Origin of the sequence: Pseudomonas sp. WP18, from assembly GCF_036689585.1 — a bacterium.
In the GTDB taxonomy this organism is placed as follows: Bacteria; Pseudomonadota; Gammaproteobacteria; order Pseudomonadales; family Pseudomonadaceae; genus Aquipseudomonas; species Aquipseudomonas chlororaphis_E.
Genome location: NZ_CP144758.1, coordinates 2,852,189 through 2,873,323 on the forward strand (window position 1 = coordinate 2,852,189; position 21,135 = coordinate 2,873,323).

15 protein-coding genes and 1 pseudogene are annotated in these 21,135 nt (G+C 64.2%); all 16 read left to right on the forward strand.

What is annotated here, in order from left to right:
* Window positions 1-402: 402 nt before the first annotated feature.
* Window positions 403-540: pseudogene (locus tag V5F23_RS12735) on the forward strand (transposase); the annotation flags it as partial.
* Between the two features lie 191 nt (window positions 541-731).
* Window positions 732-2,336 carry a ShlB/FhaC/HecB family hemolysin secretion/activation protein gene (locus V5F23_RS12740; protein ID WP_338498628.1) on the forward strand — a complete coding sequence of 535 codons (1,605 nt, stop codon included), beginning with the start codon at window positions 732-734 and terminating at the stop codon, window positions 2,334-2,336.
* Window positions 2,337-2,353: 17 nt separating this feature from the next.
* The gene (locus V5F23_RS12745) at window positions 2,354-4,153 is read left to right on the forward strand and encodes a MotA/TolQ/ExbB proton channel family protein (RefSeq protein WP_047738120.1); all 1,800 of its coding nucleotides are present in this window, start codon (window positions 2,354-2,356) and stop codon (window positions 4,151-4,153) included.
* Between the two features lie 10 nt (window positions 4,154-4,163).
* The gene (locus V5F23_RS12750; protein ID WP_042728225.1) at window positions 4,164-4,589 is read left to right on the forward strand and encodes a biopolymer transporter ExbD; all 426 of its coding nucleotides are present in this window, start codon (window positions 4,164-4,166) and stop codon (window positions 4,587-4,589) included.
* Between the two features lie 2 nt (window positions 4,590-4,591).
* The gene (locus V5F23_RS12755; RefSeq protein WP_042728226.1) at window positions 4,592-5,296 is read left to right on the forward strand and encodes an energy transducer TonB; all 705 of its coding nucleotides are present in this window, start codon (window positions 4,592-4,594) and stop codon (window positions 5,294-5,296) included.
* Between the two features lie 39 nt (window positions 5,297-5,335).
* Window positions 5,336-7,027, forward strand: a complete 1,692-nt coding sequence (locus V5F23_RS12760; RefSeq protein ID WP_042728227.1) for a putative porin — start codon at window positions 5,336-5,338, stop codon at window positions 7,025-7,027.
* A gap of 15 nt (window positions 7,028-7,042) precedes the next feature.
* Window positions 7,043-7,690: a hypothetical protein gene (locus V5F23_RS12765; protein ID WP_053144307.1), complete on the forward strand. Its 648-nt coding sequence runs from the start codon at window positions 7,043-7,045 to the stop codon at window positions 7,688-7,690.
* A gap of 23 nt (window positions 7,691-7,713) precedes the next feature.
* A complete protein-coding gene (locus V5F23_RS12770) occupies window positions 7,714-8,193 on the forward strand; it encodes a YbjN domain-containing protein (protein ID WP_212803755.1) in 480 nt (159 codons plus the stop codon).
* Window positions 8,190-9,119 (forward strand): peptidylprolyl isomerase, encoded by a 930-nt coding sequence (locus tag V5F23_RS12775; RefSeq protein WP_042728230.1) that lies wholly within the window; start codon window positions 8,190-8,192, stop codon window positions 9,117-9,119. The genes V5F23_RS12770 and V5F23_RS12775 overlap by 4 nt, the downstream gene beginning before the upstream one ends.
* A gap of 102 nt (window positions 9,120-9,221) precedes the next feature.
* Window positions 9,222-10,205 (forward strand): LysR family transcriptional regulator, encoded by a 984-nt coding sequence (locus V5F23_RS12780; protein ID WP_042728231.1) that lies wholly within the window; start codon window positions 9,222-9,224, stop codon window positions 10,203-10,205.
* 214 nt (window positions 10,206-10,419) lie between these two features.
* The gene (locus V5F23_RS12785) at window positions 10,420-11,091 is read left to right on the forward strand and encodes a DUF3313 domain-containing protein (RefSeq protein WP_042728232.1); all 672 of its coding nucleotides are present in this window, start codon (window positions 10,420-10,422) and stop codon (window positions 11,089-11,091) included.
* A 103-nt stretch (window positions 11,092-11,194) separates the two neighbouring features.
* Window positions 11,195-11,695 carry a thiol peroxidase gene (gene tpx / locus V5F23_RS12790; RefSeq protein WP_047738127.1) on the forward strand — a complete coding sequence of 167 codons (501 nt, stop codon included), beginning with the start codon at window positions 11,195-11,197 and terminating at the stop codon, window positions 11,693-11,695.
* A 219-nt stretch (window positions 11,696-11,914) separates the two neighbouring features.
* Entirely contained in the window at window positions 11,915-13,231 is a 1,317-nt protein-coding gene (locus V5F23_RS12795) for an MdtA/MuxA family multidrug efflux RND transporter periplasmic adaptor subunit (RefSeq protein ID WP_047738128.1), read from the forward strand.
* The gene (locus V5F23_RS12800) at window positions 13,228-16,323 is read left to right on the forward strand and encodes an MdtB/MuxB family multidrug efflux RND transporter permease subunit (RefSeq protein ID WP_338498630.1); all 3,096 of its coding nucleotides are present in this window, start codon (window positions 13,228-13,230) and stop codon (window positions 16,321-16,323) included. The genes V5F23_RS12795 and V5F23_RS12800 overlap by 4 nt, the downstream gene beginning before the upstream one ends.
* A 181-nt stretch (window positions 16,324-16,504) precedes the next feature.
* The gene (locus tag V5F23_RS12805; RefSeq protein WP_338498633.1) at window positions 16,505-19,609 is read left to right on the forward strand and encodes an efflux RND transporter permease subunit; all 3,105 of its coding nucleotides are present in this window, start codon (window positions 16,505-16,507) and stop codon (window positions 19,607-19,609) included.
* The gene (locus tag V5F23_RS12810; RefSeq protein WP_338498636.1) at window positions 19,606-21,090 is read left to right on the forward strand and encodes an efflux transporter outer membrane subunit; all 1,485 of its coding nucleotides are present in this window, start codon (window positions 19,606-19,608) and stop codon (window positions 21,088-21,090) included. The genes V5F23_RS12805 and V5F23_RS12810 overlap by 4 nt, the downstream gene beginning before the upstream one ends.
* The last annotated feature ends 45 nt before the right edge of the window (window positions 21,091-21,135 follow it).

Below are 21,135 nucleotides of genomic sequence, written 5' to 3' on the forward strand. Positions count from 1 at the left end.
AGCACATCGCCACTCCCGTCATGCCTGTGTGACGTGTTCGAGGGGCCCCTCTGGGGTCGTTTGGAGCCGGGGCGCGAAGCCGGGAGTGAGGGCGATGGGACTATGGAACGTTATTCGAAAGTGGGCATGCAGGAGCTTGACCAGCGGCTGTCGAAAATCGTCGAGGCGGCGCGCAAGCAGCCGGTTTCGGTGTACCGCTACGGCGCGCCGTGGGTCTGGATCGTTTCCCAGGATGACTGGCAGGGCGCGCTCAAGGAAGTGTCCAGCTACATTCCGCAGGGCCATTCGCTGGTCCTGCTGCGTCCGCAGATCGACGACCTGCTCGACGACCATCGCGACGTGTTGCAGGGCCTCAACGCCGATGCCGAGATGCTCATCGCGCCGCAGACCGCCATGCACATCCTCTTGCTGCAACTGCTCTATTCGGTGCCCAGCGAGCAGCAACTCTACGAACAACTCAATTACAACCTGCTGTTCCGCTGGTTCGTCGGCCTCGACCTGAACCAGAAGGTCTGGAGTTTCAACGTCTTGAGCAAAGACCTCGCCACGCTGCTGGGCGATGCGCGGGCGGTGAGGCTCATCGAGAAAATCATCGGTGAAGTGTTCTGTGGCGCCTTGCTGCAAATGCCCGAGTTCTCCTTGAACTTTGCGCTGCTGCACACCTGGCTGGCCCGGCACGCCACGACATCGACTGCCAGCAATTGAGCCGTATCTTGAATTCAGGGGGTGGTGTGGAGCATTTTTTCAAAGCGCGGCCGGCGGTGTGGGGCTGGTTGCTACTGGCGGTCGGCGGGCCGTCGGCATTCGCGGCCGAAGGCGGGCAGGAGGCCGAGGCGGCTGCTGCGCGGCGGGTGGACGTGAACGAATACTTCGTGCGCGGCAACACCGTGCTCGATGCCCGGGCTATCGAGGAAGCGGTGTACCCTTTCCTCGGCCCGCAAAAGGCCTTGAGCGACATCGAAGGGGCTCGCGACGCCTTGCAAAAGGTCTATCAGGCGCGCGGCTATCAATCGGTGTTCGTCGAACTGCCCGAGCAGAAGGTCGAAGACGGCATCGTCTATCTGCAAGTCAGCGAAACCAAGGTCGGTCGCGTGCGAGTGGTGGGGGCCAAGCATTATTCGCCGGTGGAAATCCGTGACGACGTGCCGGCCCTGAAGGAGGGCGAGGTGCCCGATTTCGCCCAGGTCCAGGCAGAACTGGCGCGCTTGAACAAGATTCCGGGGCGTCAGGTGATGCCGCTGGTGCGCGAAGGCCAGCGGCCCGGCACCATGGACGTGGACTTGCAGGTCGAAGACCAGAACCCTTGGCAAGCCAGCCTCGGGCTGAACAACGATTACAGCGCCGACACGGAAAAACTGCGCACCGTCGCCAGCCTCGGCTACAACAACCTCTGGCAACTGGGCCACAGCGTTTCGCTGACCTTCTTCACCGCCCCTCAGGACACCGCAAACGCCAAGGTCTGGTCGGGCTCCTACACGGCGCCGTTGGACGATCGCTGGAGCGTGCAGTTCTCTGGCTACCAGTCCGACAGCAACGTGGCGACCGTCGGCGGCAGCAACGTGCTGGGCAAGGGCCACTCCTATGGCGTTTCGGCGATCTACAGCCTCCCGTCGAGTCCAACCTGGGCCAACACGTTCTCCGTTGGCGTGGATTTCAAGGACTTCGATGAAGAGCTGAGCCTGGGTGGCTCCAGCGACAAGGCACCGCTCAAGTACGCGCCTTTTACCTTCGCCTATAACGGCCTGCGCTACACCGAAAGCAGCCAGTTGGGCCTGGGCCTGAGCCTGGTGGCGGGTACGCGCAGCTTGCTGGGCTACGGCAGTTCCGACGAAGACTTCGACTACAAGCGCTACCGCGCCAGCCCCAGCTTTGCCGTGCTCAAGGGCGACGGCAACTACACCTTCACCTTCGGCAACGACTGGCAGAGCGCATCCAAAGCGGCATTCCAATTGGCTTCCGGGCCGCTGGTCTCCAACGAGCAATTCTCTGCCGGCGGCGCCACATCCATACGCGGTTACCTGGCGGCCGAACGCACCGGCGACGATGGCTACCTGTTGTCCCAGGAGCTGCGCACACCGTCCCTGGCCAAGTTCCTCGGCAGCTATGTCCAGGAGTGGCGCTTCTACGCCTTCGCCGAGGGCGCGCAGTTGTACCTGCGTGACGAGCTGCCCGACCAGGACGCCGACTACGCCCTTGCCAGCGTTGGCCTCGGCACTCGGGCGAGCCTGAGCAAATGGCTGTCCGGCAGCCTCGATTGGGGCTTTCCGCTGCTCGACGGGCCGAACACCTCGAAACAGGAATCGCGCCTGCATTTCAACCTGCAAGCGACGTTTTGAACCCAGGAGTCATGTCCATGCAACGCTTATTGTTATCCGTGTTTATCTGCCTGGGGCTGGTGCTTCCGGCGACCGCCAATGCCTGGTGGCAGGACGATTGGCACTACCGCAAACAGATTTCCGTGGACACCACGCCCCAGGGCGCCGCCATCGCCCAGGCCCTGGGTCGCACGGCGCTGCTGGTGCGCCTGCACACCGGCAACTTCACCTTCGACGGCGTCAAGGACGATGGCTCGGACCTGCGTTTCGTCAGTGCCGACGACAAGACCGTGCTCAACCACCAGATCGAAAGCTTCGACCCGTTGATGGGCATGGCGCTGATCTGGGTCGATGTGCCGAGCGTGGAGGGCGGTCAACGCCAGGACCTGTGGATGTACTACGGCAACCAGAAAGCGCCGGCCACCGGCAGCGGCCAGTTGACGTTCGACCCGGACTACACCGCGCTGTACCACTTCGACGGCGCCACCGGCGTGCCGCCCCGTGACACCACCGCCTACGGCAACAATGCCCAGGGCGCAACGGGCACCAGCATCGATGGCGTGATCGGTCGTGCCTTGCAGTTCAGCGGCCAGCCGCTGCTGCTGCCCGCCAGCCCCTCGCTGCAACACAATGCCGGCGCGGCATTCACGTTCAGCACCTGGCTGCGCCAGGACCAGGCCGGCGGCGAGCAGATCGTCCTGGCCCGCCATGAAGGCGCCGCCAGCCTGCTGGTGGGGGTGAACCAGGGCGTGCCGTTCGTGGCGATCGATGGCCAGCGGGCGGTCTCGACCCAGCCGCTGAACCCCGGCCAATGGCAACACCTGGCCTTGACTGCCTCGGGTGACCGGGTGGTGCTGTACGTCAACGGCCGCGAGAGCGCGAGCCTCGCCGTGGCGATGCCGGCATTCAATTCGCCGATTGCGCTGGGCGCCGACGTCACGGCCGGTGCGTTCGCACCGTTCAGCGGCGCCATGGACGAAGCACGCCTTTCCAAGGTCGCTCGTCCGGCACCGCTGCTGCTGGCCGATGCGAACGCCCAGGGCGCCGAATCGAAACTGGTGGCCTACGGCGTCGATGAAGAGCAGTCCGGTTTCGGTTTCGGCAGCCTGGGGTTCCTGTTGAACGCCGTGCCGCTGGACGCCTGGGTGATCATCGCGGTGCTGGTGCTGATGATGTTCCAGTCGTGGATCATCATGATCCGCAAAAACCGCATGGTCAGCCGTCTCAGCGCGGCCAACCAGGCCTTTCGCGAGCAGTTCGCCAGGATCGGCACGCGCCTGGAAATGTTCGCCGACGACCAGGACCTCGCCCAGCGCCTGCAGCATTCCTCGCTGTGGCGCCTGTACCTGGTGGCCGTCAAGGAGATCCGCACCCGGCGCGAGCAGGGCGCCGATACCTCGTCGGTGTCGGCCGCCACCATCGAGGCGATCCGTTGCTCCATGGACGGCGTGCGGACCCGGGAAAACCAACTGCTGAGTTCGAAGCTCTCGACCCTGTCCAACGCCATCGCCGGCGGCCCCTACATCGGCCTGCTCGGCACCGTGCTGGGGATCATGGTGGTGTTCCTCGGCACGGCGATGGCCGGTGACGTGAACATCAACGCCATCGCCCCGGGCATGGCCGCCGCGTTGCTCGCCACCGCCATGGGCCTGTTCGTCGCGATCCCCGCGCTGTTTGGCTACAACCGCCTGATCACCCGCAACAAGGAAGTCAGCGCCGACATGCGGGTGTTCGTCGACGAGTTCATCACCCGCCTGGCGGAAATGCATGGTGAAGGCCAGGCCGGTGAGTCGGCCCATCGCCGCGACCATCACGCCCAATCGTTCGTACCGGCCTGAGGGGATCGAGATGGCTAGCGTAAATGCTTCACACGATGACGACGATGACGCGGCAGTGGACAGCATCAACATCACGCCGCTGGTGGACGTGCTCATGGTGGTGCTGGTGATGTTCATCCTGACCGCCACGGCGCAGGTGTCGGGCATCCAGATCAACCTGCCGAAGGCCAGCGCCTCGGTGTCGTTGTCCGAGGCCAAGACCAAGGCGATTTCGGTGAATGACGGCGGCCAGGTGTTCCTCGACGCCTACCCGGTGACGCTGGCCGAGCTGGAAGAGCGCTTGCGCATCGAGAAGGCCCAGAACCCGGACTTTCCGATCATCGTGCGCGGTGACGCCACGGTGCAGTACCAGAAAGTCATCGAAGTGCTCGACCTGTTGCGGCGGCTGGAACTGTCCCAGGTCGGCCTCGTGACCGGCAAACCGAACCAGGGCTGACCATGACCGCGAAACTTCCCATCAACCCGCCCCCGGTGAAGCGCTCGCCGCTGCGCCTGCTCAAGTGGGCCGCGGGCCTGCTGCTGGCTGGCGTGGCCGCCTGGCTGCTGTGGCAGTGGGCCAACGACATGAGCGGTGTGCGCCGTGAAGCACCAAAGGTGCCGACCATCATCCCGCTGCCACCACCGCCGCCACCCCCTCCGGAAAAACCCAAGGAACCGGAGCCCAAGGTCGAGGAAAAGGTGGTCGAGCCCGAACCGACCCCGGAACCCGAAGAGGTCAAGCCCGAGGAAGAAGCGCCGCCCTCGCCAGTGGATGACCTGACGAACCCGATGCAGATGGACGGCGACGCCCAGTCCGGCAACGACGCCTTCAACATCGGCGCGGGCAAGGGGGGCGGCATGGCAGGCGCGGGCGGTGGCCGGCTGGGCAATGGCACCTACAGCCAGTTCCTGGCCTTCACCTTCCAGCGCTTGCTGCGGGAGAACCCCGAGCTGCGCAGCCTGGCGTTCTCGCTGCAGGCCGACGTCTGGCTCAGCGCCGTGGGCGAGATCACCCGGGTCGAACTGGTCAAGTCCAGCGGCAATGCGCAAGTGGACAACCAGGTGATCTCTGCGCTGCGGGCCGCCCCGCATTTGAGTGAGCGGCCGCCGGCTTCCCTGACGTTGCCGGTACGCCTGTCCCTGCAGGGACGGCGTCCGGGTTAATCGACTATTTCAAAGTTCGCCAACAGGAGTTGTGTGCAGATGATTTCCAATGTGAATCGATTGTCGTGGGCGGTTGGGCTGGTGGTCTTGAGCCTGGCCGGGCACGGGGTCTGCGCCCCGGCGCCCTCGGAGAATGCCACGATCAATCTGATCCGCCTGCTCGTGCAGCAAGGCGTGTTGAAGCAGGACCAGGCCGACGGCCTGATCGCCCAGGCCGAGCGCGAAGCGGTGCAGGCGCGCCAGGCCGCCACGGCGGTGGCTGCGGCGCCGGCCGGTGCGCCGGGGGACGTACGGGTGCAGTACGTGCCGAACATCGTGCGTGATCAGATCCGCGACCAGGTCAAGGCTGAAGTCATGGCCACCGCCAAACAGGAAAACTGGGCCCAGCCCAACACCTTTCCGGACTGGGTTTCGCGGATCAGTTTCGATGGCGACATTCGCCTGCGGGATGAGTCGCGCTACTACTCAGGCACCAACAGCAACCAGATCGTCGACTTCGCCCGGCTCAACGACAGGGGGCCGTACGACGTCAACCCCAACAGCAGCACGGGTCTGCCGCCGCTGCTCAACACCCGCGAAGACCGGGAAAACCTGTTCCGCCTGCGGGCGCGCCTGGGCATGAAGGCGGTGATCGCCCCGGAGTGGACCGCTGGCATCCGCATCGGCACCGGTTCGGACAACAACCCGGTGTCCACCACCCAGACCCTGGGCGGTGGTTTCGGCAAGAAAGACATCTGGCTCGACCAGGGCTACCTGACCTGGAAGCCCTCGGATGAGCTGACCGTGACCGGCGGGCGTTTCGCCAACCCGTTTTTCTCCACCGACCTGCTGTACTCCGGCGACCTGAACTTCGATGGCGTGGCGGCGATTTTCAATCGCAAGCTCAACCAGGATTGGGGGCTGTTCGGCACCGTCGGCGCGTTCCCGGTGGAGTACACCAACGACACCAGTACCAGCAACGGTTCCGACAAGGAGGAGAGCGACAACAAGTGGCTGTACGGTGCGCAACTGGGGGCCAACTGGGCCATCAACGACAGCAACCGGATCAAGGCCGCCATGGCCTACTACCGCTTCGACGACATCGAAGGCCAGCGCTCCTCGCCTTGCCAGCCGTGGGCCGGCGACCCTGGCTGCGACAGCGACGGCTCGCGCGTGGCGTTCATGCAGAAGGGCAACACCGTGTTCCTGCTGCGGGACATCACGCCCAACCCCCTCAACCCGGCCACCACGCCACAACCGCAGTTCGTCGGCCTGGCCTCGGAATTCAACCTGCTGGACCTGAATTTCGCCTGGGACGCCGACCTGCCCGCCGACCTGAAGCTGCGCAGCCAGGCCCACTACGTCCACAACCTGGGCTACGACGAAGGCGAGATGCGCAAACGCTCGGCAGGGCAGTTCGCCAACAACCTGGACAGCGACGGCGAAGTGCAGAGCGGCGCCAACGCCTGGATGCTGCAGTTCACCCTGGGCAATTCGCTGGAGCTCAAGCGCCAGGGCGATTGGAACCTGTTCGCCGGCTACAAGTACATCCAGCCGGATGCCTTGCCGGACGGCTTCAACGATTCGTCGTTCCACTTGGGCGGCACCAACGCCAAGGGTTATTTCCTGGGCGGCAACTACGGCCTGGCGAGCAACGTCTTCGCCACGGGCCGCTGGTTGAGTTCCGAAGCGGTGTACGGCGCGCCGTACGACATCGATGTCTTGCAGCTTGAAATCAACACGCGCTTCTAAGCGCAGGGAGGCCTCATGAAAAGGCGAGCCATGAACCATGTGCCGGTGACGTTGCTGCTGGCGGGCCTGCTGCTCAACGGCAGTGCCCACGGCGAAGGCCTGGAGGAACGCTTGCGCGCGCAACTGCGCAGCACCACGGCGCAATTGCAGGCCCTGCAAAGCGAACAGGCCCAGGCCAGCGCCGCGCGCCAGGCCGCCGAGACCCAAGCCCGGGACGCGCAGGCGCAAATCAAGCAACTGACCGCGCAACTGAGCAAGGCCCAGGCCCTGAACGAGCAACTGGCCGGGCACCAGCAGAGCCTGCAAAGCCAGGCGCAGGCCCAGGTCGCGGCCAGCAACGAGCAGATCGGCAAGTTCAAGAAAGCCTACGACGAGCTGTTGACCCTGGCCCGTGGCAAGGAAGCCGAGCGCGCGCGCCTGGAGGCGCAATTGACCGAACGTGACACACAAGTGCAGCAATGTTCGGTCAAGAATCAACAGATGTACGACGTGGCCAAGACGCTGCTCCACGCCTACGAAACCATCGACGTGGCCGACGTGATGAAGATCCGCCAGCCATTCGCCGCCAAGACCCGGGTGCGTTTCGAGGAACTGGCCCAGGGCTTTGGCGATGATCTCTACAAGAACCGTTTCGATGCGCCTCAGGCCTCGATCACCCACTGACACAGAACAAGGAAGAACCGACCATGAGCGCAATGATTGAACAGGTTTCTGTCAAATCCCTGACCGAGCTGTTGCAAGCGGCAGGTTACCGGGTCAACGAAACCGAGCAGAACGGCATCGTGCAACTGCTCAGCGCCAGCCAGGGCATCGGTTACGCCGTGCGTTTTGGTAACCCTACACCGAGCGCTGGCGAGTACCTGGATTTCACCTTCAGTTGTGCCTTGCGTGTGCAGGGTGAGTTGCCGGCCGGGCTGGCGGAGTTGTGGAACGCCTCGCGCCGCTTTGCCCGGTTGTCGGTGCAGGGCGAGTTCCTGGTGATGGAAATGGACGTGGTGGTGGCGGCCGGCGTGAGCGTCGATCACCTGCGCAGCCAGCTTGAACTGTGGGACCGCCTGCTACAGGAGTTCATTGTCTACCTGCGCGAATACAGCCAGAACGCCGAGCGGCTGCAAGACCAGGCGTCGCCGGCCGAGGCTGCGCTGCAAGAGGCTGTCGCATCGTGAACAAGCCGACCTTTGTCGTCAGCGCCGCAACCCTGGGCCTGGTTGCCGTGGCGGTAGTGCTGGGCATGCGGCCGGGCAGCGATCCGGTGGCCGCGGTGCAGGCCGTCAGCGTGGTTTCGTCCGAATCGCCGAGCCTGGCCCGGCTGGGCAACCAGCAGGTCAGCCCGGACGAACTCAAGTCGCTGCTGGCAGCGCTGACCCCCGAGGTGCGTCAGCAGATGCGCGGCAATCGGACCGCGCTCGAAGGCTGGATCCGCGCGCGCCTGGCAGAAAAAGCCGTGCTGGAGCAGGCCGACGCGCAAGGCTGGCGACAGCGTCCGGACGTGGAGCGCCAGACCCGGGCGGCGACCGAGCAGATCGTGTTTCGCGACTACTTGCAATCGGTCAGCCAGGTGCCCGCCGGGTACCCCAGCGAAGACGAGCTGAAGCAGGCCTACGATGCCGGCAAAGCCAACTGGACCGCGCCGGCGCTGTACCGCGTCAGTCAGATATTCCTCGCCGCCACCGAGCCGCAAACGGTGGAGGCGGTGCGCCGACAAGCGCTGGAGTTGAGCAAGAAGGCCCAGGCGTCGCCGGCCGAGTTTGCCGCCCTGGCCAGCCGCTATTCCCAGGAGCGCGGTGGCGACAGTGGCTACCAGCCGTTGCAGCAATTCGTGCCACCGGTTCGCGAGACGGTGGCGCGGATGAAGGTCGGCGCCGTTTCCGACCCGGTGCAGAGTGCGGCGGGGTTCCATGTGATCAAGCTCACCGAGCAGCAGCCGGCCCGGGACGCGACCCTGGAGGAAGTCCGCGAACGGTTGACCCAGGCCCTGCGCGCCCAGCGCCAGGAACAGATCGCCAAGGCCTACCTGGAGGGCATGCTCGACACCGCGACCTTGAGCATTGACGGGGCGCAGTTGAGCAAGGTCCTGGAGGAGGTCCGCTAGCCTTGGACTCGAAGGGTGTTACCTCTTGCCAGAGGCGCGTTCAACCAGAAATGAATGATTGTGTAGCACCTGCTTATCCGTACAACCGACAGGGAGTCACCCATGACCTTCACCGAGCCAGCAGGACGCCAGGCTGTCATCCACCCTTATCGCACCCCGTTGCGTGCCCCTGACCCCTGGCTTGCCTTGGCCGGGAACATCGAGCCCCAGGTGGTGCAATGTTTTTTGGTCAGTGCGCGATGTGGCTGCTTCATGCAAGCGGCGCGCAGCCTCAACGTCAAGGCCACTTGGTTGCGCAAGCAACTGGCGCACCTGGAAGGGCGCCTGCAACGCTCGCTGTTCAGTTACCAGGGCAGCACCCTGACCCTCAGCCGCGAAGGCCGGCAATTGCAGGCACGCTTGATTGCCCTGGCTCAGGAAGGGACGCCGCCGCTGAACGACCAGCCGCTGATTCGCCTGGCGGTGGCCGAACCGATCCTGCACGACATCCTCGGGCGCGACCTGATCTCGCTGTTGCGACGCAATGCCAGCGTCCGCTTGCAGATCATCACCCTGGACAGCGACCTGGCGCTGCAAGCCGTCAGTGCTGACCTGGTGCTGTGGCTCAGTGATACCCAGGCGACGATGCCGGGGCCCAGCTTCGCTACGTTGCCGGCGCAGCGCCTGGCGCGGCTGGACTATGTGCCACACATGGCCAAGCGCTATTCGCGGCCGGCGACGCGTCCGCAGCGCCTGGAGGATCTGAACGACTACATGCTGGTGCAATGGCTGGCGGACCGGCAGGTGGACAGCTTCACGCCCTGGAACAGCCTGATGGAGCAGCGCCGGGCCGGCGTGGTGCAGGTGCAATCCTATGAATTGATGCTGGAGATGATCCGATGCAGCGCCTGCATTGGCCTGGTGCCGCAGTACATGAGCCGCTTCGACCGCGGCCTGGTGGCCTTGCCGGGCATCTTCGGCTCGCCGATGCAGCGCGAAGTATGGATGGCCATCAACGCCGACGCCCAAGCCTCGGCAGAGATACAAATGCTCGTCGAGCTGATCCGCCATACCCTGGATGAGCGTCGGGACTGGTTTCAGACATAAGCCCTGGCCCCATCGGCATCTACCTCAAATGCCTGTAGGAGTGAGCTTGCCCGCGAAGGCGTCGGCACGGTCCACGGGTATGCCGGCTGACCGAGCGCGTCGCGGGCAGGTTTGCTCCCATCGTCGGGCGCCTTCGATAAAACAGGCAAAACCCCAGGCATTGTCTATACCTTTAACTCAAACCCGGTCCCGGGTGGATGACAGGAGTGGCCGCATGAAACTCGCGTCAATGATTGGCAGCGTCTGCATCGCCTCGCTCGCCTTGTTGGGTTGCTCCACTCAAGTCACCCAGCCGGACGAGTACTCCGGTTTCCTGGGCGATTACAGCCGGCTCAAGCAGGACAAGTCGCCGTCGGGCGCCGAGGTGATGCGCTGGATTGATCCCACGATCGACCCGAGCAAATACACCAGCATCTATATCGAGCCGACGCAGCTTTATCCCAAGCCCCAGCCGACCGTCAGGATTCCTCAGGCCACCTTGTCCGGCATCACGGCTTACTACGACCAGGCGCTCATGCGTGAAGCGGGAAGATCCCTGCCGTTGGCCAAGAGCCCGGGCCCTGGGGTGTTGGTGATGCGCGCGGCCATTACTGCCGTGGGCAGCAAGACCCAAGGCCTGAAGCCTTATGAAGTGGTGCCGATTGCCCTGGTGGCGGCGGCGGTCAGCACGGCCAGTGGTATTCGTGACCAGGAAACCACTCTGGGCACCGAAGCGGTGTTTCTCGACGGCGGCAGCAATGCCGTGATCGCCCAGGTGGTGCGCAAAGGCACGGGCAAGCCGTTGGCCAACGACGCCCAGGTGATGAAAGTCGATGATGTCAAACCGGTCATCGATGGCTGGGCGAATGACATGCACCAGTCATTCCTGAAACTCAAGGCCAAGTAGCGGCGCCCGAAGCATGACTTTTTCTGTCCGGGCATAGGTCATGGCGGCATTTCATGGTTAACTCCGGCCTCGACCTTTCAAACCTGTCAGAAGGAATCCGTTCATGGCTCAAGTCACGCTCAAAGGCAACCCGGTTCAAGTCAACGGCCAATTGCCCCAAGCCGGCTCCAAGGCGCCAGCCTTTTCCCTGGTGGCCGGCAATCTGTCCGACGTTACCCTGGCGAGCTTCGCCGGCAAGCGCAAGGTGCTGAATATTTTCCCAAGCGTCGACACGCCGACCTGCGCCACCTCTGTGCGCAAGTTCAATGCCCAGGCCAACGAGCTGGATAACACCGTGGTGCTGTGCATCTCCGCCGACCTGCCGTTCGCCCAGGCACGTTTCTGCGGCGCCGAAGGCCTGGACAACGTCCAGAGCCTGTCGACCCTGCGCGGTGCCGAGTTCATCCAGAACTATGGCGTGGCCATTGCCGATGGTCCGCTCAAGGGCCTGACCGCCCGTGCCGTCGTCGTGCTGGACGAGAACGACACCGTGCTGCACAGCGAGCTGGTCAAGGAAATCGCCGAAGAGCCTAACTACGACGCGGCGCTCAGCGCGCTGAAGTGATGCCGTGAAACCAGGCATCCTGAAATAAGTGTTCTGAAACAGATCATTTATTACAATTTCGACGGCCAGGGTCCAACCCAGGCCGTTTTTATTTGTACTTCAAGGCTTTAGCCGATTTGACGAAAGGTAAGCCCAAGGTAAATTGCCGGTAAAGCCGCTTTGCTAAATACCGCCCAGTGCTTATCGTTCAGCCTCCCGTAGAAGAAGCCCACGCGCCCAATGGTTGATCACTCCATGCAATCCTCTGTTTCCCGTCATCCCCGCCGCTGGCTATTCGGCTTGCTTATCCTCCTGGTCGTCGCGCTGCTGGCCTGGAAGTTCTGGCCCTCCAGCACGACCCAGAAGCCTGGGGCAGGGCAGAAGGCCGCAGCCGGGCACATGGGACGCTCGGGCGGCATGCGGCCTGGATTCGGCGGCGCCTCGGGGCCGATCCCGGTCCGCGTGGCGCCGGCGGTCACCGGTGATTTCCCGCTGTACTACAAGGCGCTGGGCACGGTCACGGCGCTCAACACCATCAATGTGCGCAGCCGGGTGGGCGGGGAACTGGTCAAGATTGCCTTTGAAGAAGGGCAGATGGTCAAGGCCGGCGACCTGCTGGCCGAGATCGACCCGCGTCCATACCAGAACGCGTTGCTCCAGGCCGAAGGCACGCTGTTGCAGAACCAGGCGCAATTGAAGAATGCCCAAGTGGACCTGGAGCGTTATCGCGGGCTGTATGCCGAAGACAGCATCGCCAAGCAGACCCTCGATACGGCCGCCGCGCTGGTAGGCCAGTACCAGGGCACGGTGAAGACCAACCAGGCGGCGGTCAACGACGCCAGGCTCAACCTTGAATTCACCAAGATCCGTGCGCCGATCTCCGGGCGCGTCGGCTTGCGCCAATTGGATGTCGGCAACCTGGTGGCGGCGAACGACACCACGGCCCTGGCGGTCATCACCCAGACCCAACCAATCAGCGTCGTGTTCACCCTTCCGGAAAACAGCCTCGAAACCGTGCTGGCCCGTTACCACAGTGGCGCGAAGCTGCCGGTCGAAGCCTGGGACCGGGGTGACGAAAAACTCCAGGCCAAGGGTGTCCTGCAGAGCCTGGACAACCAGATCGACGTGACCACCGGCACCCTGAAGTTCAAGGCTCGCTACGATAACCGCGACCAGTCGCTGTTTCCCAACCAGTTCGTCAACGTGCGCCTGCTGGCCGACACCCTCAAGGGCGTGATCCTGGCACCGACGGCCGCCATCCAGTTCGGCACCAATGGCACCTTTGTCTATGCCCTGGAGGGCGACAAGAAAGTCACCCTCAAGAAACTCAAGATCGGCGCCAGCGACGGCGAGAACACCGTGGTCACCGAAGGCCTGGCCGCCGGCGATCGGGTGGTGCTGGAAGGCACCGACCGCCTGAAGGAAGGCAGCGAAGTGGAAGTGGTCAACGACAGCCAGGACGTGCCCACTTCACCCACCGAACACTTGCAGGGCAAGACCGCGGCGGCGCCGGCTGAATCGGCAGCGGCCGACAAGGCGAAAAAGGGCGGCGCATGAATCTCTCGCGGCTGTTCATCCTGCGTCCGGTCGCCACGACCCTGAGCATGCTGGCCATCGTCCTGGCCGGCCTGATCGCCTATCGGCTGTTGCCGGTGTCGGCGTTGCCCCAGGTCGATTACCCGACCATCCGCGTGATGACCCTGTACCCCGGCGCCAGCCCCGATGTGATGACCAGTGCGGTGACCGCGCCCCTGGAGCGCCAGTTCGGGCAGATGCCGGGCCTGACGCAGATGGCCTCCACCAGTTCCGGTGGCGCGTCGGTGATCACCCTGCGCTTCAATCTCGAAATCAACATGGACGTCGCCGAGCAACAGGTGCAGGCGGCGATCAACGCCGCCACCAACCTGCTGCCCAACGACCTGCCGGCGCCGCCGGTGTACAACAAGGTCAACCCGGCGGACACCCCGGTGCTGACCCTGGCGATTACTTCCAAGACCATGCTGCTGCCCAAGCTCAATGACCTGGTGGACACCCGCATGGCGCAGAAGATCGCGCAGATCAGCGGGGTCGGCATGGTGACCATTGCCGGTGGCCAGCGCCAGGCGGTGCGGATCAAGGTCAACCCCGAGGCGCTGGCGGCCAACGGCCTGAACCTGGCGGATGTACGCACGCTGATCGGTGCGTCCAACGTCAACCAGCCCAAGGGCAACTTCGACGGCCCGACCCGGGTCTCGATGCTCGACGCCAACGACCAGTTGACCTCGCCCAAGGATTACGCCGAGCTGATCCTGGCCTATGCCAACGGCGCGCCATTGCGGCTCAAGGATGTGGCGCAGATCGTCGATGGTGCCGAGAATGAGCGCCTTGCCGCCTGGGCCAACGAAAACCAGGCCGTGCTGCTGAACATCCAGCGCCAGCCGGGGGCCAACGTCATCGAGGTGGTGGATCGGATCAAGGCCCTGCTGCCCAGCATCACTGACAACCTGCCAGCCGGCCTCGACGTCACCGTGCTCACCGACCGTACCCAGACCATCCGCGCCTCGGTCACCGATGTGCAACACGAACTGCTGATCGCCATTGCCCTGGTGGTCATGGTGACGTTCCTGTTCCTGCGCCGTGTCAGCGCCACCATCATCCCGTCCGTGGCGGTGCCGCTGTCGTTGATCGGGACATTCGGCGTGATGTACCTGGCGGGCTTCTCCATCAACAACCTGACGCTGATGGCCCTGACCATCGCCACCGGGTTCGTGGTGGACGACGCCATCGTCATGCTGGAAAACATCGCCCGCTATATCGAAGAAGGCGACAGTCCGTTGCAGGCCGCGCTCAAGGGGGCCAAGCAGATCGGCTTCACCCTGGTATCCCTGACGCTGTCGCTGATCGCCGTGCTGATCCCGCTGCTGTTCATGGCGGACGTGGTAGGGCGGCTGTTCCGTGAGTTCGCCATCACCCTGGCGGTGGCGATCCTGATTTCCCTGGTGGTGTCCCTGACGCTGACGCCGATGATGTGCGCGCGCCTGCTCAAGCGCGAACCCGAGGCACACGAGCAAGGCCGTTTCTACCGCGCCAGCGGGGCCTGGATCGATTGGTTGATCGCCGGCTACGGGCGCCGGTTGCAGTGGGTGCTCAAGCACCAGCCGCTGACCCTGCTGGTGGCGGTGGGCAGCCTGGTGCTGACGGTGGTGCTGTACCTGGCCGTGCCCAAGGGGTTTTTCCCGGTGCAGGACACCGGCGTGATCCAAGGCATTTCCGAAGCGCCGCAATCGATTTCGTTTGCCGCCATGAGTGAACGCCAGCAGCAACTGGCCAAGGTGATCCTCGCCGATCCAGCGGTGGACAGCCTGTCGTCCTACATCGGCGTGGACGGCGACAACGCCACGCTCAACAGCGGCCGCCTGTTGATCAACCTCAAGCCCCACGGCGAACGAGATGACAGCGCCACCGAGATCATTGCCCGGTTGCAGCCGCAATTGGATCGACTGGTAGGCATCCGCCTGTTCATGCAGCCGGTGCAGGACCTGACCATCGAGGACCGGGTCAGCCGCACCCAGTACCAGTTCAGCCTGTCGTCGCCGGACGCCGAGTTGCTCAGCCTCTGGAGCGGTCGGCTGGTCGAAGCCCTGGCCAGCCAGCCGGAACTGACCGACGTCGCCAGCGACTTGCAGGACAAGGGCCTCCAGGTCTATCTGGTGATCGACCGCGATGCCGCGTCACGCCTGGGCGTGTCGGTGTCGAACATCACCGATGCCTTGTATGACGCCTTCGGCCAGCGGCAGATTTCCACCATCTACACCCAGGCCAGCCAGTACCGCGTGGTGCTGCAGGCCCAGGCCGGGGAGCGCATCGGGCCCCAGGCGCTGGACCAGATTCACGTCAACACCACCGACGGCGGGCAAGTGCGGCTGTCGAGCCTGGCCCGGGTCGAGGAACGCCAGGCGCAATTGGCGATTGCCCACATCGGCCAGTTCCCGGCGGTGATGATGTCGTTCAACCTCGCCCCCGGCGTGGCCCTCGGGCACGCGGTGGAGGTGATCGAAAAGGTCCAGCACGACATCGGCATGCCGCTGGGGGTACAGACCGAGTTCCAGGGTGCGGCCCAGGCGTTCCAGGCCTCGCTGTCGAGTACCTTGCTACTGATCCTGGCGGCCGTGGTGACCATGTACATCGTCCTCGGCGTGCTGTACGAAAGCTACATCCACCCGATCACGATCCTGTCCACGCTGCCCTCGGCGGCCATCGGCGCCTTGCTGGCCCTGATCCTCACCGGCAACGACCTGGGGATGATCGCGATCATCGGCATCATCCTGCTGATCGGTATCGTCAAGAAGAACGCGATCATGATGATCGACTTCGCCCTCGACGCCGAACGTAACCAGGGCGTGGACCCGCAGACGGCGATCTACCAGGCCGCGCTGCTACGCTTTCGGCCGATCCTGATGACCACCCTGGCCGCCTTGTTCGGGGCGGTGCCGCTGATGCTGGCCACCGGCTCCGGCGCCGAACTGCGCCAACCCCTGGGGTTGGTGATGGTGGGTGGGCTGCTGGTGAGCCAGGTGCTGACGCTGTTCACCACGCCGGTGATCTACCTGTATTTCGACCGCCTGGGCCGCCGGTTTGCCAAGCCGGATGGGAAAGAGGTGCAGGCATGAAGGGCAGCAGATTGACTACCGGTGTGCGACCGGAGCAGAGCTGCCTTTTGTGGCGAGGGGATTTATCCCCGTCAGGCTGCGTAGCAGGCTGTGTTGTGAGCGCTGCGCACTCAAGCGGGGATAAATCCCCTCGCCACAAGAGCGGAGCGCGGTTGTCGTTTGATGCTCAGGGCCAAGCCCAATGAACCTCTCCGGCCCCTTCATCCGCCGTCCCGTGGCTACCATGCTCCTGAGTTTCGCCATCACGCTGCTCGGCGGGGTGTGCTTCGGCCTGTTGCCGGTGTCGCCGCTGCCGCAGATGGATTTCCCGGTGATTGTCGTCCAGGCCAGTCTGCCGGGCGCCAGCCCGGAAGTGATGGCGTCGACGGTGGCAACGCCCCTGGAACGCTCCTTCGGCGCCATCGCCGGGGTCAACACCATGAGCAGCCGTTCCAGCCAGGGCTCCACCCGCGTCATTTTGCAATTCGACCTGGACCGCGACATCAACGGCGCGGCGCGGGAGGTGCAGGCGGCGATCAATGCTTCGCGCAACCTGTTGCCCAGTGGCATGCGCAGCATGCCCACCTACAAGAAGGTCAACCCGTCCCAGGCACCGATCATGGTGCTGTCGCTGACCTCGGACGTGCTGGAGAAAGGCCAGCTCTACGACCTGGCCTCGACAATCCTGTCCCAGAGCCTGTCCCAGGTCTCGGGCGTCGGTGAAGTGCAGATCGGCGGCAGCTCTCTGCCGGCGGTGCGCATCGAATTGGAGCCCAAGTCGCTGGACCAGTACGGCGTGGCCCTGGATGACGTGCGCACCGCGATTGCCAACAGCAACGTGCGCCGGCCCAAGGGTTCGGTGGAGGACGACCGGCGCATGTGGCAGGTCCAGGCCAATGACCAGCTGGAAAAGGCCAAGGACTACGAAACGCTGATCATCCGTTACCAGGACGGCTCGGTACTGCGGCTCAAGGACGTGGCAAAAGTCACCGACAGCGTCGAGGACCGCTACAACAGCGGTTTCTTCAATGACGATGCCGCGGTGTTGCTGGTGATCAACCGGCAGGCCGGGGCCAACATCATCGAGACCGTCAACGAGATCAAGGCCCAGTTGCCGGCGTTGCAGGCGGTGCTGCCGGCCAGCGTCAAGCTGAACCTGGCGATGGACCGCTCGCCGGTGATCAAGGCGACCTTGCATGAAGCGGAAATGACCCTGCTGATCGCCGTGGCCCTGGTGGTGCTGGTGGTGTTCCTGTTCCTCGGCAACTTCCGTGCTTCGCTGATCCCGACCCTGGCGGTACCGGTGTCGCTGGTGGGCACGTTCGCGGTGATGTACCTGTACGGCTTTTCGTTGAACAACTTGTCGCTGATGGCGCTGATCCTTGCCACCGGGCTGGTGGTGGACGATGCCATCGTGGTGCTGGAGAACATTTCCCGGCACATCGACGAGGGCGTGGCGCCGATGAAGGCGGCCTACCTGGGGGCGAGTGAAGTCGGGTTTACCCTGCTGTCGATGAACGTCTCCCTGGTGGCGGTGTTCCTGTCGATCCTATTCATGGGCGGGATCATCGAGAGCTTGTTCCGCGAGTTCTCCATCACCCTGGCCGCGTCCATCGTGGTCTCGCTGGTGGTTTCGCTGACGCTCACGCCAATGCTCTGCGCCCGCTGGCTCAAGCCGCACGTGCCGGGCCAGGAAAATCGCTTGCAACGCTGGAGCCAGCGGCTCAACGAGCGCATGGTGCGTGGCTACGCCACCAGCCTGGACTGGGTCCTGCGCCATCGCCGCCTGACCTTGCTCAGCCTGTTGGTGACCATCGGGGTGAACGTGGCGTTGTACGTGGTGGTGCCGAAGACCTTCATGCCGCAGCAGGACACCGGCCAGTTGATCGGTTTCGTACGCGGCGATGACGGGCTGTCGTTCAACGTGATGCAACCGAAGATGGAAATCTTCCGGCGTGCGGTGCTCAAGGATGATGCGGTGCAGAGCGTCGCCGGCTTCATTGGCGGCAACAACGGCACCAACAATGCCTTCATGCTGGTGCGCCTCAAGCCGATCAAGGACCGGGAGATTTCCGCGCAGAAAGTCATCGAGCGCCTGCGCAAGGAAATGCCCAAGGTTCCTGGTGCCCAGCTCATGTTGATGGCCGACCAGGACCTGCAGTTCGGCGGCGGGCGCGAGCAGACCACCTCGCAGTATTCCTACATCCTGCAAAGTGCCGACCTGGCGTCCCTGCGCGAGTGGTACCCCAAGGTCACGGCGGCGTTCCGTGCCTTGCCGGAGCTGACCGCCATCGACGCGCGCGACGGTGGCGGGGCGCAGCAAGTGACACTGGTGGTGGACCGCGACCAGGCCAAGCGCCTGGGCATCGACATGAACATGGTCACGGCGGTGCTTAACAACGCCTACAGCCAACGGCAGATCTCCACCATCTACGACAGCCTCAACCAGTACCAGGTGGTGATGGAGGTCAATCCCAAGTACGCCCAGGACCCGAGCACCCTGGAGCAAGTCCAGGTGATCACGGCCGACGGCGCGCGCGTGCCACTGTCGACCATTGCCCATTACGAGAACAGCCTGGAGGACGACCGGGTCAGCCATGAAGGCCAGTTCGCCTCCGAGAGCATTTCGTTCGACATGGCCGAGGGCGTGACGGTGGAGCAGGGCAGCGCCGCCATCGAGCGCGCCATTGCCAAGCTCGGCATGCCCGAAGACGTCATCGTGAAAATGGCCGGCACCGCCGACGCATTCGCGGCGACCCAGAAGAGCCAGCCGTTCATGATTCTCGGGGCATTGTTGGCGGTCTACCTGGTGTTGGGCGTGCTGTACGAGAGCTACATCCACCCGCTGACCATCCTCTCGACGCTGCCATCGGCCGGGGTCGGCGCGTTGCTGTCGATCTATGCGCTGGGCAGCGAGTTCAGCCTGATTTCACTGCTGGGGCTGTTCCTGCTGATCGGTGTGGTGAAGAAAAACGCGATCCTGATGATCGACCTGGCGCTGCAACTGGAGCGAGGCGGCCAATCGCCGCTTGAATCGATCCGCAGTGCCTGCCTGCTGCGCTTGCGGCCGATCCTGATGACCACCCTGGCGGCGATCCTGGGGGCCTTGCCGCTGTTGCTCGGCAATGCCGAAGGCGCGGAAATGCGCCAGCCGCTGGGCCTGACCATCATTGGCGGGCTGGTGTTCAGCCAGGTCCTGACCCTCTACACCACGCCGGTGGTGTACCTCTATCTTGATAAGTTGCGCCATCGCTTCAACCGCTGGCGCGGCGTGCGCACTGATGCTGCCCTGGAAACTCCGCTATGACCGATCGTTCGCCTTTCCATCTTGCCACCGTGTTGGCGACCGCCCGTGGGTCACGGGGACTGAGCCTGGCGCTGTGCGTGGCGATGCTCAGTGCCTGCGCCATCGGCCCGGACTACCAGCGCCCGTCGGCCGCCGCGCCAGCGCAGTACAAACAGGCCCAGGGCTGGCGCCAGGCCAATCCCAGCGACGCCTTGGCCCGAGGCGCCTGGTGGGAGTTGTACGGCGATACGCAGCTCAACGGCCTGGTGGAAACGCTCAATACCTCCAACCAGACCGTGGCCCAGGCCGAGGCGCAATACCGCCAGGCCCGGGCTTTGGTGCGCAGTGCCCGGGGCGCGTTTTTTCCGAGCATGGACCTGACTGTGGGCAAGACCCGCTCCAGCCAGGGCACCGGCAGCAGCAGTTCGAGCCTGAGCAGTTCCTCCAGTGGCATCCGCGACACCTACAACGCCCAGGCGGGCGTCAGTTGGGAGGCGGACGTCTGGGGCAAGCTGCGGCGTACCCTCGAAGCCGACGAGACGAGCGCCCAGGCCAGCTTTGCCGACCTCGCCGCCATGCGCCTGAGCCAGCAGTCGGAGCTGGTGCAGAATTACCTGCAACTGCGGGTTCTCGATCAACAGAAGCGTTTGCTGCAAAGCACCGTCGACAACTATCAGCGCTCGCTGAAAATGACCGAGAACCAATACCGCGCCGGCGTTTCCGGCAGGGACGCGGTAGCCCAGGCCCAGAACCAGCTCAAGACCACCCAGGGCGACCTGATCGACCTGATCTGGCAGCGGGCCCAGTTCGAAAACGCCATCGCCGTGTTGATGGGCCTGCCGCCGGCCGAGTTCAACCTGGCCGAGACCCAGGAGGTCCCGGCGCTGCCGCAAATCCCGGTGGCGCTGCCCTCGCAACTGCTCGAGCGCCGGCCGGACATCGCCTCGGCCGAGCGCTCGGTGATGGCCGCCAACGCCAATATCGGCGTGGCCAAGGCGGCTTATTACCCGGACCTGACCTTGAGCCTCAGCGGTGGCTACAGCAGCAGTACCTATGACAACTGGGTCAGCGTGCCGAACCGTTTCTGGTCGGTTGGGCCGCAACTGGCCATGACCCTGTTCGACGGCGGCCAGCGCTCGGCGGAAGTCGACCGCAGCGTCGCCGCCTACGACCAGACCGTCGCCACTTATCGCCAGACCGTGCTCGACGGCTTTCGTGAGGTGGAGAACTACATGATCCAGCTCAAGGTGCTGGAAGATGAGGCGCGTGTGCGCCAGGAGGCCCTCGACGCCGCCCGCGAGTCCTTGCGCCTGACCCAGAACCAGTACAAGGCCGGGTTGATCGCGTACCTGGATGTGGTGACTGTCCAGGCCACCGCCTTGAGCAATGAGCGTAGCGTGCTGAGCCTGCAGCAGAGCCGCCTGATCGCCAGCGTGCAGTTGATTGCCGCGCTGGGTGGAGGGTGGGACGGGCGGCTGGAGGCGACTGACAAGGTTGATTAATTAGCCTGTGGCGAGGGAGCTTGCTCATGCCTGAGTGCGAAGCAC